Here is a 16,653-nt window from a genome sequence, read left to right as displayed (position 1 = left end):
TTACATGATTGTCTTCTCTGCCTTACAAATTCGCCGCGGCATCCGCGTCCTGCTCGACAACGCCACCGCCACCATCAATCCGGGTCAGAAGGTCGGGCTGGTGGGAAAAAACGGCTGTGGTAAATCCACGCTGCTGTCGCTGTTAAAAGGTGAAATCACCAGCGATGCCGGCACCGTTACGCTTCCGGCACACTGGGCGCTGGCCTGGGTGAATCAGGAAACCCCGGCGCTCGACAAAGCCGCGCTGGAGTATGTCATCGACGGTGACCGCGTCTATCGCCAGCTGGAGGCAGAACTGGCGGAGGCCAATCTGCGTGACGATGGCAACGCCATCGCGCTGCTGCATGGCAAACTGGATGCGGTACAGGCGTGGAGCATCCATGCACGCGCCTCAAGCCTGCTGCACGGTCTGGGCTTCAGCCAGGAGCAGCTGCAACGGCCGGTCAGCGACTTCTCCGGTGGCTGGCGCATGCGACTCAACCTGGCGCAGGCGCTGATTTGCCGCTCCGACCTGCTGCTGCTGGATGAACCGACTAACCACCTGGATCTCGATGCCGTGATCTGGCTGGAGCGCTGGCTGAAGAGCTACGAAGGCACGCTGATCCTGATCTCACACGATCGTGATTTTCTCGATCCGGTCGTCGACAAAATCATTCATATCGAACAGGCGTCGATGTTCGAATATACCGGCAACTACAGCTCCTTTGAGCGGCAGCGCGTCGCCAAACTGGCGCAGCAGCAGTCGCTGTATGAGAGCCAGCAGCAGAAAGTGGCGCACCTGCACAGCTACATCGATCGCTTCCGCGCCCAGGCGACTAAGGCGAAACAGGCGCAGAGCCGCATCAAGATGCTGGAACGCATGGAGATGATCGCGCCCGCCCACGTCGATAACCCGTTCAGCTTCACCTTCCGCAAGCCGGAAAACCTGCCCAATCCGCTGCTGAAGATGGAGAAGGTCACCGCGGGTTATGGCGATCGCATCATTCTGGACGCCATCAAACTTAACCTGGTGCCGGGTTCGCGCATTGGCCTGCTGGGGCGCAACGGTGCCGGTAAATCGACGCTGATTAAGCTGCTGGCGGGCGAGCTGGAGGCGATGGAGGGCAGGATCGGGCTGTCTAAAGGGATCAAGCTCGGCTACTTCGCTCAGCATCAGCTGGAATATCTGCGGGCCGACGAATCCCCGCTTCAGCATCTGGCGCGCATTGCGCCCAACGTGCTGGAGCAGCAGCTGCGCGACTACCTGGGCGGTTTCGATTTCCGTGGCGATAAGGTAACTGAAAACACGGAGCGCTTCTCCGGCGGCGAGAAAGCGCGGCTGGTGCTGGCGCTGATCGTCTGGCAGCGCCCTAACCTGCTGCTGCTCGACGAACCGACCAACCACCTCGATCTTGATATGCGTCAGGCGCTGACCGAGGCGCTGATCGACTTCGAAGGGGCGCTGGTGGTGGTCTCGCACGACCGTCATCTGCTGCGCGCCACCACCGACGATCTCTATCTGGTGCACGATGGCAAAGTCGATGTATTTGCCGGCGATCTCGAAGATTATCAGCAGTGGCTGAGTGACCTGCAAAAGCAGCAGGCGCAGCAGGAGGCCGCGCCGAAGTCAGATAACGGCAACAGCGCCCAGGCGCGCAAAGATCAGAAGCGCCGCGATGCCGAACTGCGCACCCAGACGCAGCCGCTGCGTAAAGAGATCGAGAAACTGGAAAAGCAGATGAGCAAGTGGCAGAGCCAGCTCGCCGAGGCGGAAGCGCAGCTCTCCGACAGTGCGATTTATGAGCCGGGGCGTAAAGCCGATCTGACCACGGCGCTGCAGCGTCAGGCGGAGAGTAAATCGGCGCTGGAAGAGGTGGAGATGGCGTGGCTCGACGCGCAGGAACAGCTCGAAAAGATGATGAGTGCCTGACACGCAGGCGTTCTCCCTGCCCGCAGGGAGAACGCCTCGCGCTTAGCGCGGCCTGTCGCCCAGTACCGTCGCCCGCTGCATGACCCGCCGGGCAGGATAGTAGTCAGCATTGGCATAATGCTGCGTCACCCGATTATCCCAGATCGCCAGATCGTCTGGCTGCCAGCGCCAGCGCACCTGAAACTCCGGTTTGGTGGCGTGGGCAAACAGAAAGCTCAGCACCGCATCGCTCTCCTTCTCGCTGAGATCCACAATCCGCGTGGTAAAGCCCTCATTCACAAACAGCGCTTTCCTGCCGCTGACCGGGTGGGTGCGGATCACCGGATGCTGCACCGGCGGATGCTTCGCCACCGCCTGCTGCCAGCGCTGATGCTCCTCTTCCGTTTTGCGGTACTTAAACTCCTGGAAAGACTTTTTAAAATCATGCTCGGCGCTCAGGCCGGCCAGCAGCTGCTTAAAGGGTTCAGAGAGCGCCTCGTAAGCCGCAATCCCGCTGGTCCAGAGCGTATCGCCGCCCGCTTCCGGCAGCACCTTTGAGGCCAGCAGGGCGATGGCTGGTGGCGTGTCGATGAAGGTGACATCGGTGTGCCAGTTGTCGTTGTCCGGCGGATTATCCTGGTGCGTATCCAGCACGATGATCTCCTTCACGCCCTCCGCATGGGGATAGACCGGATGGATGTGCAGATCGCCAAAGCGGATCGCCAGCGCCCGGTGCTGTTCCGGCGTTATTTTCTGGTCGCGCAGAAACAGCACCTGGTGACGCAGCAGGCCGTGATAGAGCTGCTCAAACTGTGCATCGCTCAGCGGGCGGGAGAGATCCAGGTTTGCAACCTGCGCGCCAATCCACGGACCAAGCGGGGTAAAACTGAGACGTTCATTCATGACTGTTCTCCACTCCAGGGCGTCAGGCGACGCTGCAACGCGCGCAGCCCGAGTTCTAAACTAAAAGCGATAAGGGCGATCACCGCGATCCCCGCCAGCACCACATCCGTGGCGAGAAACTCTCCCGCGGACTGCACCATAAATCCCAGACCCCGCGTGGCGGCAATCAGCTCCGCCGCCACCAGAGTGGACCAGCCCACCCCCAGGCCAATACGCAGGCCGGTGAGGATCTCCGGCAGGGCGCCGGGCAGAATCACCCAGCGCAGCAGCTGCCAGCGATTCGCCCCCAGTGAACGCGCCGCCCGCAGCCGCACCTGTTGTGTATTCCGCACGCCCGCCAGGGTCGAGAGCGTGACCGGTGCGAAGATGGCCAGGTAGATCAGCAGGATCTTCGAGGTTTCTCCGATGCCGAACCAGATCACCATCAGCGGCAGATAGGCGAGCGGCGGAATCGGCCGATAGAGTTCGATCAGCGGATCGAGCAGCCCGCGGGCAATCGGGCTGAGCCCCATCAGAATCCCCACCGGAATGCCAATCGCCGCCGCTGCCGTCAGCGCAATCAGCATCCGCGTCAGGCTGGCGGCCAGGTGCTGCCACAGCGTGGCATCCATAAAGCCCTGCGCGCTGGCGATCACCAGCAGCTTGCTGAACACCTGCTGCGGCGACGGCAGGAATAGCGGCGCGATCAGGCCCAGCGCGGTCACGCCCCACCAGATCAGTAGCAGCAGTGACAGGCTCAGCAGGCTCAGCGTAAAGGGGATCGAAAAGGGCCAGCGCAGGCGGCGACGAGCCGGCAGCGATTTGTCATGCGTGAAGGCGCTCATGCAAACGCCTCCCGCTGGTCGAATACCCGGCTCAGCACATATTCACGCTGAGCGATAAAGTCCGGATCGGATTTGATGCTGCGGCACGACTCGCCCGCGGCAAAGCGCTGACCGAAGCCGGGGCGCAGCCGCTCAACGATGCGGCCCGGCCCGGGCGACAGCAGGATCAGTTCACTGGCGAGAAAGATCGCCTCTTCTATATCGTGGGTAATCAGCAGGATCTGTTTTCCACTGTCGCGCCACAGCGTCAGCAGCAGGGTCTGCATCTGCTCACGGGTAAAGGCATCCAGCGCGCCAAAGGGTTCATCCAATAGCAGCAGTTGCGGATCGGTGGCCAGCGCACGCGCGATACCGACCCGCTGCCGCTGACCGCCGGAGAGCTGCCAGATGGCGCGCGTCTCTGCACCTTCCAGACCGACCTGCCTGATAAGCCTCCGCGCAATGGTCTCCCGTGCCTGACGCGCCATCCCCGCCAGCTGCAGGCCAAAGGCCACGTTTTCCAGCACGTTACGCCACGGCAGCAGGCCTTCATGCTGAAACACCACGCCGCGCTCTGCGCCGGGTCCGGTCACCGGCTGATTATCCAGCGTGATACTGCCCGACTCCACGGGCAGAAATCCGGCAACCAGATTGAGCAGGGTCGTTTTGCCGCAGCCGGACGGGCCGAGCACTACCAGCAGTTCATGGCTGTCCAGCTGCAGGTTGATATCCTGCAACACCGGCTGTCCGGCATACCGTGCGTTGAGGTGAGCGATGCGCAGCATGGTGCCTCCTTAGGGTTTCACGAGTGGCGCGACGAAGCGCGAGGTCACGTAGCTGCTGTAGTCGTTGTCCGCCTGCGGCACTCTGCCCTGTGCTTTCAGGAACTGCGCGGTATCGACGATCGCCTGGTTGACCGGTTTGCCCAGCTGCTCAACCTGCTGCTGTGCCGTGAGGTAGGTATTGCCTTTGACCAGTCCCGGCACCTGCGCTTCCGGCACGCCGCTCAGGCGCGAGAGCTTACTGAGGTTCTCAGGCTGCTTCAGCCAGTTATCGGGGCCGTTTAGGTAGGCCTGCTGCGCCTCGATCGCGCTGCGGGCGAAAGCGGTGACGATCTCCGGATGCTGCTCCGCAAAATCTTTGCGCACCACCCAGACATCCAGCGTTGGCGATCCCCAGCGTCCGACTTCCGCCGAGTCGGTTAACACCCGGCCCTCTTTTTCCAGCTCGTTCACCGCCGGTGCCCAGACGTAGGCGCCATCAATATCGCCCCGCTGCCAGGCTGCGATAATGGCGGGCGGCTGCAGGTTTACCAGCTGGACCTGCGATGGCTTAATGCCCCAGTGTTTCAGGGCCGCCAGCAGGCTGTAATGGGTGGTGGAGATAAACGGCACGGCGATGCGCTTGCCGATGAGATCCTGGGGATGCGTGATGCTCTTCTTCACCACCAGCGCTTCAGAGTTTCCCAGCTGAGAGGCGAGTAAAAAGGCTTCGATCGGCAGCTTCTGCGCCGCCGCGACCGCCAGCGGGCTGGAGCCGATATTGCCAATCTGCACGTCGCCGGAGGCCAGCGCGCGAAGCACGCCTGCGCCGCTGTCAAACTTGCGCCAGTCAACGCTGGCCCCGCTCGCTTTAGCAAAACTGTTGTCGGCCTGCGCCACCTTTGCCGGTTCAGCAGAGGTCTGCCAGGCGACGGTGACATTGACCGCTTCTGCCCTGAAAGCCAGCAGCGCCAGCGCCGCCGCTAAAAATGTTAAACGTGTTGCTGCCATGATCGCGTCCCCCTTTTTTATCGTGGGGGCAGTGTCTCCGGGCGCTATAATTTCATAAAGGAATTAAAAATTATCCCCTATAGAAATAAGTTCTTAGATCACTATCTGCAAACGTAAGTCGGAAATCGCAATTGCTGAAAAAGGCTAAAGTAAGCAAAAATGTCAGGCGCTCACATTGCCCCTGTGTTATTGATATGCATTCCCAATCACTGCCTGTTAAGGTCTCTGTATCTGATGTCGATCGAGAAAGTCGCTCAACTGGCTGGCGTCTCTAAAGCCACGGTATCGCGGGTTCTCAACGCGCATCCCGGCGTAAAGCCTCACACGCGTGAGAAAGTTCTGGCGGCAATCTCTGCCTGCGACTATCAGCCCAACCTGCTGGCGCGTCAGTTGCGCACGGCGCAGAGCCACATGCTGCTGGTGCTGATCTCGGATATCACCAACCCCTTCTGTTCACGCGTGGTTCAGGGTATCGAGGCCGAAGCCGAACTGCATGGCTACCATATCCTGCTCTGCAACTCCGCCTCGCAGCTCCAGCGCGAAGCCGCCTATCTGAGCTTGCTGACCGGCAAAGTGGTGGATGGCGTGATCACGATGGATGCGGCGTCCGGCTTGCAGGATCTGCAGGCGCTGATTGCGGGTGCGCCCTGGGTGCAGTGCTGTGAATTCGATCCGGCAATCCCCGCCTCATCCGTCAGCATCGACCACCTCGAGGCGGCGCGCGACACCGTCCACTACCTCGCGGGCAAAGGGCGCCAGCGCATCGGTCTGGTGAATGGCGACATGCGCTACCTCTATTCACATCACCGGGAAAAGGGCTACCGGCAGGCGATAGACGAGCTGGGCCATGCGTGGTCCGCCGTTGCCTATACCTATGAGATTACGCCCGAAGCGGGCAGTCAGGCGCTGCGCGAACTGATGGCGCTGCCAGAACCGCCCGATGCGGTGTTTGCCGTATCCGATGTGCTGGCGGTCGGCGTGGTGCACGCCGCGCTGGAGGCGGGTCTCCGGGTGCCGGAGGATCTGGCCGTGGTAGGATTTGATGGCGTGCCCTTTACCCGCAGCCTTAACCCGCCGCTGACCACCATTGAGCAGCCGATGAACGAGCTGGGCGCGCGCAGTGTGCAGTTGCTGCTGCAAAAGATCCGTCAGCCTAACGCGCCGGTGATCCATGAGGTATTGCCCTGGACGCGCGTTGAACGCGCATCCAGCTGACTCAGTGCCAGATTAACAGGACGCAGGCAGCGGTCAGCAGCCCCATCGCCACGTTAAAGATTTTCCAGGCGCGACGGCTGCGCAGGATGCGGCCAATCATCGCGCCAAATCCCATCCAGATGACGCCAGACACCAGGTTAACCATAAACATGCCGACGCTGATCGCCATCACAGAGTGACGATAGGCGTCACCGGCCAGGCTGAAGCTGGCGACCGCGCCCAGCGCCATCAGCCAGGCCTTGGGATTGATCAGCTGCAGCAGCCCACCCTGCCAGAACGGCATGGGCGCATCGGGTGCCGCATCGGTCTCCAGCTTTTCGTAACTGGCGGTGGCGATTTTCCACGCCAGCCAGAGCAGATAGAGGCTGCCGGCAATTTTCAGCACCAGATGCAGCGAAGGATAGAGCAGGATCAGCCCCCCCACGCCAAAGGCCACCATCAGCAGCATCACCTGCATCCCGATCATGATGCCAATCATCAGTGGAAAGGTGCGCATGAAGCCAAAATTAGCGCCCGAGGCGGTGAGTAACATATTATTGGGGCCGGGCGTGATCGCCGCGACCCAGAGAAAGCCCAACATTGATAAGAAAAGACTCAGTTCCATGACAATCGGGTACTCCCTGCCCCGGCAAGAAAAAACCTATCGAAGCTAACAGTGTGATATGGAACAGACAAGCTTTTACCACATGAAATTTACCGGACCGGAAAACGAGCAGTTCATGCCGCCTGCCGGGCTGCGAAACGCGCACCTGCAGACGATGCTGCCGCGTCTGTTACGCCGACGCAGCACGCTGGTTCCCCACTGGCAGCGTCTCGATCTGCCCGATGGCGATTTTGTCGATCTCGCCTGGAGTGAAGATCCGCACTCTGCGCAGCATAAGCCACGCGTGGTGCTGTTTCACGGGCTGGAGGGGAGTTTTCACAGCCCCTATATTCACGGCCTGATGGCGATCTGTCGCGCGCGCGGCTGGCTGGCGGCGGTGATGCATTTTCGCGGCTGCAGCGGCGAGCCTAACCGGCTGAACCGCATCTATCACTCCGGTGAAACCGACGACGCCCGCTTTTTCCTGCGCTGGCTGCACACCCGCTGGGGCCGCGTGCCCACCGCCGCCGTGGGGTTTTCGCTGGGCGGCAACATGCTGGGCTGCCTGCTGGGTCAGGAGGGCGCCGCCGCAGAGGTCGACGCCGGTGTAATTGTTTCCGCGCCGCTGCTGCTGGCACCCTGCAGCGTCAGACTGGAACGCGGTTTTTCACGCTTCTACCAGCACTATCTGCTGGCCCAGCTCAAGAAGAATGCCCGCCGTAAGCTGCACGCCTGGCCGGACACGCTGCCGGTGAATCTGGCGGAGCTGAAGGCGCTGCGGCGGCTGCGCGATTTCGATGATGCAATTACGGCACGCGCCCACGGTTTTCTGGATGCGGCAGATTACTATCATCGCGCCAGCGCCATGCCCTGGCTGAAGCAGGTAGAAAAACCGCTGCTGATCCTGCACGCCCGTGACGATCCCTTTATGAGTGATGAGGTGATCCCGCAGAGCGGTCAATTATCTGCCACTATTACGTATCAACTGACATCACACGGCGGCCACGTAGGTTTTGTCGGCGGCACATTACGCCAGCCTGAAATGTGGCTGGAACAGCGCATCCCTCAGTGGATCGCCCCTTTTCTGGATAACTGATCTCGTGATTATTCCCTGGCAACAGGTCTCGCCTGAGACCCTTGAAAACCTGATTGAAACCTTTGTGCTGCGCGAAGGCACAGACTACGGCGAGCAGGAGCGCAGCCTGCTGGACAAAGTGGCGGATGTACGACGCCAGCTGGAAAGCGGTGAAGTGGTACTGGTGTGGTCGGAACTGCATGAATCGGTCAATATTATGCCGCGCAACGCCTTTCATGGCTGATGCGCCTGCTGCCATTTCATGCTAACAATGCCTGTTACCCGATCTCACAGGGAGCTTCTCTATGTCTGCACGTCATCCTATTATCGCGGTGACCGGTTCCAGCGGTGCAGGAACCACCACCACCAGCCTCGCGTTTCGCAAAATCTTTCAGCAGCTTGATCTTCGTGCGGCGGAGCTGGAAGGCGACAGTTTTCACCGTTTTACCCGTCCTGAGATGGATATGGCGATTCGTAAGGCGCGCGATTTAGGACGTCACGTCAGCTACTTCGGCCCCGAAGCCAATGACTTTGGCCTGCTGGAGCAGAGCTTTAAAGAGTATGGCTATAGCGGACAGGGGCAGTCGCGCAAATATCTGCACACCTACGATGAGGCGGTGCCGTGGAATCAGGTACCGGGTACCTTTACGCCGTGGCAGCCGCTGCCGCAGAACACCGATATTCTTTTCTATGAGGGGCTGCACGGCGGCGTGGTGACGGCGCAGCACAACGTGGCGGAGCAGGTCGATCTGCTGGTTGGCGTGGTGCCGATTGTTAACCTTGAGTGGATCCAGAAGCTGGTGCGCGATACCGGCGAGCGCGGCCATTCCCGTGAGGCGGTGATGGACTCGGTGGTCCGGTCGATGGAGGATTACATTAACTTCATTACGCCCCAGTTCTCCCGCACCCATATCAACTTCCAGCGCGTCCCGACCGTGGACACCTCCAACCCGTTCGCCGCCCGTGCCATCCCGTCGCTGGATGAGAGTTTTGTCGTGATTCACTTTCAGGCGCTGGAAGATATCGACTTCCCCTATCTGCTGGCGATGTTGCAGGGCTCCTTTATCTCGCACATCAATACGCTGGTGGTGCCGGGCGGCAAAATGGGTCTGGCGATGGAGCTCATTATGGGCCCGCTGGTGAAACGGCTGATGGAAGGCAAACGGATAGAGTAAGGGGCCAGGAAAGCGCTCTTCAGACGGTTTAAAAACCAGAGCAGGCAATGTTATCGCAGCGGATAAGCTTAACTCGCTGAGCAGGCTTCAGGAAGCAGACGTCCGGTAGCCGCATCCGGTTTCAGTCAGGCCGCGATAGACAACCGCGGGCAGAAAGCATCTGGCCGTAACAGAAAAGTTCAGCAGGCAGGGAAGAGCGTCAGAAGCGGAAAGTGTCCCGCGCCAGGAGGGCGCGGGCAGAGCATGCCATAAAGGGCGGACGTTGCGGCTTTACCGATCTGACCCGCTTCGCTGCGCCATCACTGTCTCAACGCAGACTCTCTGCGATGCTAAGGTCTGACAACAGACTACCGGCAACCTCAAACACCGATGACGGTTACAGCGCGATCACTTCGTAGCTGTGCGTGATCGTCACGCCTTTGCCCAGCATGATGGCGACCGAGCAATATTTTTCCGCCGAAAGATCCACCGCGCGTGAGACCGCTTTATCCTGGAGCGCTTTGCCACTGACGATAAAATGCAGGTTGATGTGCGTAAAGATTCGCGGCGCCTCTTCACGACGTTCTGAGGTCAGTTTTACTTCACAATCAGCCACATCGTTGCGGCCTTTTTGCAGAATTGAGACCACATCGATCGCGCTGCATCCGCCCGCCGCCATCAGCACCATCTCCATTGGGCTGGGCGCTTTATCCCCTGAATTACCATCCATCAGGATCTGATGGCCGGATGAGGATTCTCCGAGGAATGTCAGCCCTTCTACCCACTTCACTCTTGCCTGCATGTTTTTTGCTCCGGAATACACTGTTTTGCCGCCAGAGTACGCTTTCCCCTGGTAAACAGCAATCCGGAGAAATCCGCCCGTAGCTGAAGCGAGACAACAGAAGACAGTCGGCTAAAGCTGTGCTACAAACAGTGCTGAAAATATTTTTCGTCACCCGATGACGAAGCCGGGAAGAATGATGCGCACTGCGCCTGATGCGGCCCGAATAATTTCCTGAAATGGAAAACGCTTGAAGCTTTCACCGCCTGACAGGGAAAACTGCCCCCTGTATTTTGGGCACGATTACAACAGAGGATAATAGCGAATGGTTCTCGGCAAACCGCAAACAGACCCTACACTCGAATGGTTCCTGTCCCATTGCCATATTCACAAGTATCCATCCAAAAGTACGCTGATTCATCAAGGTGAAAAAGCAGAAACGCTTTACTACATCGTGAAAGGTTCCGTCGCGGTTCTGATTAAAGATGAAGAAGGCAAAGAGATGATTCTTTCCTACCTGAATCAGGGTGATTTTATTGGTGAGCTTGGCCTGTTCGAAGAAGGCCAGGAGCGCAGCGCCTGGGTACGTGCGAAAAGCGCGTGTGAAGTGGCAGAGATTTCGTATAAGAAATTCCGTCAGCTGATCCAGGTGAACCCTGACATCCTGATGCGACTCTCGTCGCAGATGGCGCGTCGCCTGCAGGTCACGTCCGAAAAAGTGGGTAACCTCGCTTTCCTCGACGTTACCGGACGCATTGCACAGACCCTGCTTAACCTGGCGAAACAGCCAGATGCCATGACGCATCCCGACGGCATGCAAATTAAAATTACGCGTCAGGAAATTGGCCAGATTGTAGGGTGTTCACGTGAAACCGTGGGCCGTATTCTGAAGATGCTGGAAGATCAGAACCTGATCTCTGCACACGGCAAAACCATCGTCGTTTACGGCACCCGCTGATTCCTGTCACCCACGGCGTGATGGCAACATCACGCCGTTATTGTTTGTGCTGAGCCGATGTGGCGTCGAATAATCTACCATCCTGAAGTGAACTACGCCCTGCGGCAAACGCTGGTGCTCTGCCTGCCGGTGGCGCTGGGCTGGCTGGCTGGCGACCTGCAAAAGGGTCTGCTCTTCTCACTGGTGCCCGCCTGCTGCAACATCGCCGGTCTGGATACGCCGCATAAACGCTTCTTCAAACGCCTGATCGTCGGTGGCAGCCTGTTTGCCCTCGGCAGCTTCCTGATCCAGTGGCTCACCCTGCAGGCGGTGCCGCTGCCGCTGATCCTGTTTATTATGCCGCTGCTGCTCGGCGTAACCGGGGAGATCAGCCCGCTGCATGGCCGCCTGCTGCCCGGCACCCTTATCGCCGCCATCTTTACCCTGAGCCTGATCGGGCGCATGCCGATCTATGTTCCGCCGCTGCTCTATATCGGCGGTACGCTCTGGTACGGGCTGTTTAACTGGTTCTGGTTCTGGCTCTGGAAAGAGCAGCCGATGCGCGAGAGCCTGAGCCTGATCTACCGCGAGCTGGCCAACTACTGCGACGCCAAATATACCCTGCTGACGCAGCTGACCGATCCGGAGAAGGCCCTGCCGCCGCTGCTGGCTCGTCAGCAGAAGGTGGTCGATCTGATCAACACCTGTTATCAGCAGATGCACATGCTGTCGGCCAGCCGCGACCACAGCCACAAGCGGCTGACGCGCGCCTTTCAGGTGGCGCTGGATCTGCAGGAGCATATCTCGGTCAGCCTGCATCGGCCGGAAGAGGTGCAGAAGCTGGTCGAGCAGAGCCATGCCGAAGCGGTGATCCGCTGGAATGCCAAAACCATCTCGGCCCGGCTGCGGGTGCTGGCGGATAACATCCTCTATCACCGGTTACCCGAGCGCTTCGCGATGGATAAACAGCTCGGCGCGCTGGAGAAAATCACCTGGCAGCATCCCGACAATCCGGTGGGGCACTTCTGCCTCTATCACTTCAACCGGATTGCCCGGGTCCTGCGCACGCAGAAACCGCTCTATCAGCGCGACCTGATGGCCGATCGCCAGCGTCGTCTGCCGCTGCTGCCCGCCCTGCGCAGCTATCTCTCGCTGCGCTCCTCGTCGCTGCGTACCGCCGGACGCTTTGCGGTCATGCTGATGCTGGGCAGCGCGCTGGCGCTGTTCTTCAACATTCCCAAGCCCTACTGGATCCTGATGACCATTATGTTCGTCAGCCAGAACGGCTACAGCGCCACCCGCGTCCGCATTCAGCACCGGGCGCTGGGCACCTTTGCCGGGCTGGTGATCGCGGCCGCCACGCTGCGTCTGGCGGTGCCGGAGTCGCTGGTGCTGCTGATCATGCTGGCCATCACCTTTATCAGCTATCGCTTTACCCGTCAGTTTTATGGCTGGTCGATGATTGGCTTCACGGTGACCGCCGTCTACTCGCTGCAGCTGCTGTCGCTGAACGGCGCGCAGTTTCTGCTGCCGCGCCTGATGGATACGCTGATGGGCTGTCTGATCGCCTTTGGCGGAATGCTCTGGCTCTGGCCGCAGTGGCAGAGTGGCCTGCTGCGGCAGAACGCGCATGATGCCCTGGAAACCTATCAGGATGCGCTGCGGCTGCTGCTGGGCGATGAGCAATCGCCCGGCAAGCTGGCTTACCAGCGCGTGCAGGTGAATCAGGCACACAATGCGCTGTTCAACTCCCTTAATCAGGCGATGCAGGAACCGGCGTTCAACGCCCAGTATCTGAAAGATATGCGGCTCTGGGTGACGCACAGCCAGTTTATCGTCGAGCATATCAATGCGATGACGATTCTGGCGCGCGAACACACCATGCTCACCGCCTCGCTGGCCGAGCGCTATCTGCAATCCTGTGAAATCGCGCTGCAGCGGTGTCAGCAGCGGCTGGAGTATGAGGGTGCAAGCTCGCAGGTCAACCTGCTGGATGAGCTGGAGAATATCAGTGAGGGGCCGGTTACGGTCGTGGAGCAGCATGTGCGGCGCATCCTCGATCATCTGAGCGTGATGCACACCATCTCATCGCTGGCGTGGAGCCAGCGACCGCAACATGGCCGCTGGCTGATCCGGCATTTACGGAAGCGCTGATTTAGCCGTTGAGCACTTTGCCGACCGCCGTGGCGAAGCGACGCATGCCCTCTTCGATGTCAGTGGGTTCAATGATCAGTGACGGCGCGAAACGCATCACGTCAGTACCGGCAACCAGCACCATCACCCCTTCGGCCGCCGCGGCATTCAGGATGTCGCGCGATTTACCGGCGTGCTGAGGCTTCAGCGCCGCACCAATCAGCAGCCCCTTGCCGCGAATATCGCTGAACAGATCATACTTCGCGTCAATCGCCTGCAGCGCCGTCACAAAGTGCTGACGACGCTCTTCCACGCCCGCCAGCACGGCCGGGGTGTTGATGATATCCAGCGCGGTTTCGGCGATGGCGCAGGCCAGAGGATTCCCGCCATAGGTGGTGCCATGAACGCCCGGCGCCATCGTCGAGGCAATCTCATTGGTGGTCAGCATGGCGCTGACCGGGAACCCGCCGCCCAGCGCTTTGGCCGAGGTCAGGATATCGGGCTGAATGCCATAGTGCTCATAGGCGAAGAGCTTGCCGCTGCGCCCCATGCCGCTCTGCACCTCATCCAGCACCAGCAGCGCCTGGTGCTGATCGCAAAGCTCACGCAACCCCTGCATAAAGGCCTGTGTGGCAGGCATCACGCCGCCTTCCCCCTGAACAGGCTCAACCACGATGGCGCAGGTATGGTCGTCAATCACCGCTTTCACCGCGTCCAGGTCGTTGAACGGCACATGGACGATATCTGCCGGTTTAGGCCCGAATCCGTCTGAATATTTTGGCTGCCCGCCGACCGTGACGGTAAAGAGCGTCCGGCCATGAAAAGCGTTGTGGAAGGCGATGATCTTGCTTTTGAACGGGCTGTGGCGCTTGCAGGCGTAATAGCGCGCCAGCTTAAATGCGGCTTCGTTGGCTTCGGCGCCGGAGTTCGCGAAGAAAACGCGCTCGGCAAAGGTGGCGTGAATGAGTTTACTGGCGAGACGCAGCGCCGGTTCGTTGGTGAACACGTTGCTGGTGTGCCACAGCGTCTCGCCCTGGCTTTTCAGCGTCTCAACCAGCGCAGGATGGCAGTGTCCAAGTGCGGTGACGGCGATGCCACCCGAGAAATCGATATACTCTTTGCCCTGCTGATCCCATACACGGCTGCCCTTGCCTTTTACCGGCACGAACTGCGCAGGTGCATAAACAGGCAAAATAACGTTATCGAACGTCTCCCGCGTGACCGCAATTTTTTCCGCTGCCATTGATGACCCCATTTGAATGATGTTTGTGCAACCTTGAAATAATAATCACAAAATATGCATAAAAAATCACTCAAAGGCAACTTATTGCGTCAGGAAATTGCGCAGCAGCTGGTGGCCCTGTTCGCTGAGAATGCTCTCGGGATGGAACTGCACGCCCTCCAGGGCAAGGGTCTTGTGGCGGAATCCCATGATTTCGTCGGGTTCGCCGTCACGCACCGTCCAGGCCGTTATCTCAAAATCGTCCGGCAGGGAATCACGCTGCACAATCAGCGAATGGTAGCGGGTCACGGTCAGGGGATTATTGAGATCGCGAAACACACCCTGACCGGTGTGCTGAATAGCGGACGTTTTGCCGTGCATCACCTGACGCGCCCGCACCACCTGTGCGCCATACGCCTGGGCGATCGCCTGATGCCCCAGGCAGACACCCAGCACCGGCAGCTGACCGGCAAAGTGCCTGATCGCCGCCAGCGAAATTCCCGACTCCGACGGCGTGCAGGGACCTGGCGAGATCACCAGATGGGTCAGCGGTAAGGCCGCCATCTGTGCCAGGGTGATGGCATCATTGCGCACCACCTGCACTTCTGCGCCCAGTTCACAGAAATATTGATAAAGATTCCAGGTAAAGGAGTCGTAGTTGTCGATAAGCAGCAGCATGAACCATCCAGAGTGATAACCCGCGCCGCTATTCTACGCGGTTAAGCTGCCTCACTCACCACTTTCGCAAACACCTGCTCCAGCGGTTCCAGATCGCCGGCCACGCCAGCCTGATTCGCCGCTTTCCAGCTTTCCGCATCCGTCTCTTCCCACGACAGCAGATAACCGGCATGCAGCGCCAGCTGTTCGAAGAAGATGCGCTGTGCGCGGCCATTCCCGTGACGAAACGGGTGCAGCATATTGATTTCACAATAGTAGTGCGCGATGCGGCGGATAAACTCCTCGCGCGGCAGCTCCGCCAGCCCCTTCTCCTCCTCCAGCGCGGCCATCAGCGCGTTGCCCTCTTTTTCGATATATTCGAAATGGCAGAAGGGCGTCTCATCGCGCCAGATATCGATGGTGCGCAGCTCACCCGCCCAGCTGTAGATATCCTGGAACAGCGTGCGGTGGATCAGACGCAGATAGGGCAGCCCCGGATTGCGCGGGCCCAGTTCCAGTGTCGCGGCCCGCGCCGCGCTGAAGCTCAGCTCCGCCTTGCGCAGCTGGGCGGCATCGTGAATATCGGCCAGGTTTTTCAGCACGTTGTCATGCTGCCACAGGTAAGGATCCTGACTGACGGCGCTGTTAGAGTCCATATTGCCTCCTCAGGGACGCCAGGCGTGCCGCCGCATCATCGCTGTTAACGCTGGTTTCATTCGGTGCAAAGCCCTCCAGACGGCAACTGGCCTGATAGCTGGCGCTACGCCGCTGCTGCCACAGGGTGACTTTCTGTTTTTCGGTGAGTCTGTTCGCCATACCGCCTCCTGCTCAGGTTTTTTGCCCTAAGTATAAGAGCAAATTCTGGCTTTGCCGGAGGCGGCAGGCTGTCGCCCTCCGGAGAGGGCAACAGGGAGGCTTAAGGCAGGACTTTGGCGGAGAGAATGACAACCGGTTTGGACGGGACATTCTGGTAAGGGCCAACATCTTTGGTTGGCACCTGCGAAATTTTTTCTACCACATCCTGACCTTTCACGATCTTACCAAACACGGCATAGCCAAAATCACGCTGTCCGTGGTCGAGGAACGCATTGTCCGCCACGTTCAGGAAGAACTGGCTGGTCGCGCTGTCTTTGTCGGCGGTACGCGCCATCGAGATGGTGCCACGCAGGTTACGCAGGCCATTGTCAGCTTCGTTTTTGATCGGCGCGTTGGTCTGCTTCTGCTGCATATCGGTGGTGAATCCCCCACCCTGCACCATAAAGCCCGGGATCACGCGATGAAAAATGGTGTTGTTATAGAAACCGCTGTTCACGTAATCAACGAAGTTTTTCACGGAGACCGGCGCTTTCTGGTTATTCAGTTCGAGTTCGATATTGCCGGCGGAGGTGGTGAGCAGAACGTGGGTGTCACCTTTTGCGGCCAGCGCCTGGACAGAAACGGAAGAGAGCGCTAACAGGGTGAAGGCCGCTGCTAAAGTACGTTTAAACATGAAAGATTCCTTACCTGGGAGAGCGGGCACAAAAACGTGAT

18 protein-coding genes are annotated in these 16,653 nt (G+C 59.4%); 7 read left to right on the top strand and 11 right to left on the bottom strand.

What is annotated here, in order from left to right; all coding sequences use genetic code 11:
• Window positions 1-4 precede the first annotated feature (4 nt).
• Window positions 5-1,909, top strand: a complete 1,905-nt coding sequence (locus tag J1C59_RS01965; protein WP_128085318.1) for an ABC transporter ATP-binding protein — start codon at window positions 5-7, stop codon at window positions 1,907-1,909.
• Between the two features lie 42 nt (window positions 1,910-1,951).
• On the opposite strand, the gene tauD is transcribed toward J1C59_RS01965, so the two are convergent.
• Genes tauD through tauA form a run of 4 tightly spaced genes read right to left on the bottom strand, consistent with a single transcriptional unit; the run spans window position 1,952 to window position 5,366 of the window.
• Window positions 1,952-2,791, bottom strand: a complete 840-nt coding sequence (gene tauD / locus J1C59_RS01960) for a taurine dioxygenase (protein WP_128085319.1) — start codon at window positions 2,789-2,791, stop codon at window positions 1,952-1,954.
• Window positions 2,788-3,615: a taurine ABC transporter permease TauC gene (gene tauC, locus J1C59_RS01955; RefSeq protein ID WP_128085320.1), complete on the bottom strand. Its 828-nt coding sequence runs from the start codon at window positions 3,613-3,615 to the stop codon at window positions 2,788-2,790. Before tauC ends, tauD begins: the two co-directional genes overlap by 4 nt.
• On the bottom strand, window positions 3,612-4,379 hold the full coding sequence (gene tauB / locus J1C59_RS01950) for a taurine ABC transporter ATP-binding subunit (RefSeq protein ID WP_128085321.1): 768 nt from the start codon (window positions 4,377-4,379) through the stop codon (window positions 3,612-3,614). Before tauB ends, tauC begins: the two co-directional genes overlap by 4 nt.
• A gap of 9 nt (window positions 4,380-4,388) precedes the next feature.
• The gene (tauA, locus tag J1C59_RS01945; protein ID WP_128085322.1) at window positions 4,389-5,366 is read right to left on the bottom strand and encodes a taurine ABC transporter substrate-binding protein; all 978 of its coding nucleotides are present in this window, start codon (window positions 5,364-5,366) and stop codon (window positions 4,389-4,391) included.
• A 234-nt stretch (window positions 5,367-5,600) separates the two neighbouring features.
• Here tauA and J1C59_RS01940 point away from each other — a divergent pair, with 234 nt between their 5' ends.
• Entirely contained in the window at window positions 5,601-6,581 is a 981-nt protein-coding gene (locus J1C59_RS01940; protein ID WP_128085323.1) for a LacI family DNA-binding transcriptional regulator, read from the top strand.
• 1 nt (window position 6,582) lies between these two features.
• Here the strand turns inward: J1C59_RS01940 and J1C59_RS01935 are convergent, their stop codons facing one another.
• Window positions 6,583-7,185 carry a LysE family translocator gene (locus J1C59_RS01935; protein ID WP_128085324.1) on the bottom strand — a complete coding sequence of 201 codons (603 nt, stop codon included), beginning with the start codon at window positions 7,183-7,185 and terminating at the stop codon, window positions 6,583-6,585.
• A 58-nt stretch (window positions 7,186-7,243) separates the two neighbouring features.
• Between J1C59_RS01935 and J1C59_RS01930 the strand changes: the two genes are divergently transcribed.
• The 3 genes from J1C59_RS01930 to J1C59_RS01920 all read left to right on the top strand — a co-directional run bounded on the left by J1C59_RS01930 (window position 7,244) and on the right by J1C59_RS01920 (window position 9,414).
• Window positions 7,244-8,260, top strand: a complete 1,017-nt coding sequence (locus tag J1C59_RS01930) for a hydrolase (protein ID WP_128085325.1) — start codon at window positions 7,244-7,246, stop codon at window positions 8,258-8,260.
• Window positions 8,261-8,264: 4 nt separating this feature from the next.
• Window positions 8,265-8,483: a YheU family protein gene (locus J1C59_RS01925; protein ID WP_128085326.1), complete on the top strand. Its 219-nt coding sequence runs from the start codon at window positions 8,265-8,267 to the stop codon at window positions 8,481-8,483.
• Window positions 8,484-8,544: 61 nt separating this feature from the next.
• Window positions 8,545-9,414: a phosphoribulokinase gene (locus J1C59_RS01920; protein WP_128085327.1), complete on the top strand. Its 870-nt coding sequence runs from the start codon at window positions 8,545-8,547 to the stop codon at window positions 9,412-9,414.
• 376 nt (window positions 9,415-9,790) lie between these two features.
• On the opposite strand, the gene J1C59_RS01915 is transcribed toward J1C59_RS01920, so the two are convergent.
• On the bottom strand, window positions 9,791-10,195 hold the full coding sequence (locus tag J1C59_RS01915; RefSeq protein ID WP_128085328.1) for an OsmC family protein: 405 nt from the start codon (window positions 10,193-10,195) through the stop codon (window positions 9,791-9,793).
• Between the two features lie 304 nt (window positions 10,196-10,499).
• On the opposite strand from J1C59_RS01915, the gene crp reads away from it, so the two are divergent.
• Entirely contained in the window at window positions 10,500-11,132 is a 633-nt protein-coding gene (gene crp, locus J1C59_RS01910; RefSeq protein WP_003852956.1) for a cAMP-activated global transcriptional regulator CRP, read from the top strand.
• Window positions 11,133-11,189: 57 nt separating this feature from the next.
• Entirely contained in the window at window positions 11,190-13,265 is a 2,076-nt protein-coding gene (locus J1C59_RS01905) for a YccS/YhfK family putative transporter (protein ID WP_128085329.1), read from the top strand.
• 1 nt (window position 13,266) lies between these two features.
• Here J1C59_RS01905 and argD read toward each other — a convergent pair whose 3' ends face one another.
• The 5 genes from argD to ppiA all read right to left on the bottom strand — a co-directional run bounded on the left by argD (window position 13,267) and on the right by ppiA (window position 16,612).
• Complete coding sequence (argD, locus tag J1C59_RS01900) at window positions 13,267-14,487, bottom strand: bifunctional acetylornithine/succinyldiaminopimelate transaminase (protein ID WP_140917374.1); 1,221 nt, start codon at window positions 14,485-14,487, stop codon at window positions 13,267-13,269.
• An 81-nt stretch (window positions 14,488-14,568) separates the two neighbouring features.
• On the bottom strand, window positions 14,569-15,144 hold the full coding sequence (locus tag J1C59_RS01895; RefSeq protein ID WP_128085330.1) for an aminodeoxychorismate/anthranilate synthase component II: 576 nt from the start codon (window positions 15,142-15,144) through the stop codon (window positions 14,569-14,571).
• Between the two features lie 41 nt (window positions 15,145-15,185).
• The gene (locus J1C59_RS01890) at window positions 15,186-15,779 is read right to left on the bottom strand and encodes a putative adenosine monophosphate-protein transferase Fic (protein WP_128085331.1); all 594 of its coding nucleotides are present in this window, start codon (window positions 15,777-15,779) and stop codon (window positions 15,186-15,188) included.
• Window positions 15,769-15,939: a YhfG family protein gene (locus tag J1C59_RS01885; protein ID WP_128085332.1), complete on the bottom strand. Its 171-nt coding sequence runs from the start codon at window positions 15,937-15,939 to the stop codon at window positions 15,769-15,771. Before J1C59_RS01885 ends, J1C59_RS01890 begins: the two co-directional genes overlap by 11 nt.
• Window positions 15,940-16,039: 100 nt before the next feature.
• Window positions 16,040-16,612, bottom strand: coding sequence for a peptidylprolyl isomerase A (gene ppiA / locus J1C59_RS01880; RefSeq protein WP_128085333.1), 573 nt, complete (start codon window positions 16,610-16,612; stop codon window positions 16,040-16,042).
• Between the last annotated feature and the right edge of the window lie 41 nt (window positions 16,613-16,653).

Source organism: Pantoea deleyi, from assembly GCF_022647325.1.
Taxonomy (GTDB): domain Bacteria; phylum Pseudomonadota; class Gammaproteobacteria; order Enterobacterales; family Enterobacteriaceae; genus Pantoea; species Pantoea deleyi.
This window is presented reverse-complemented; position numbering and strand designations above follow the sequence as displayed.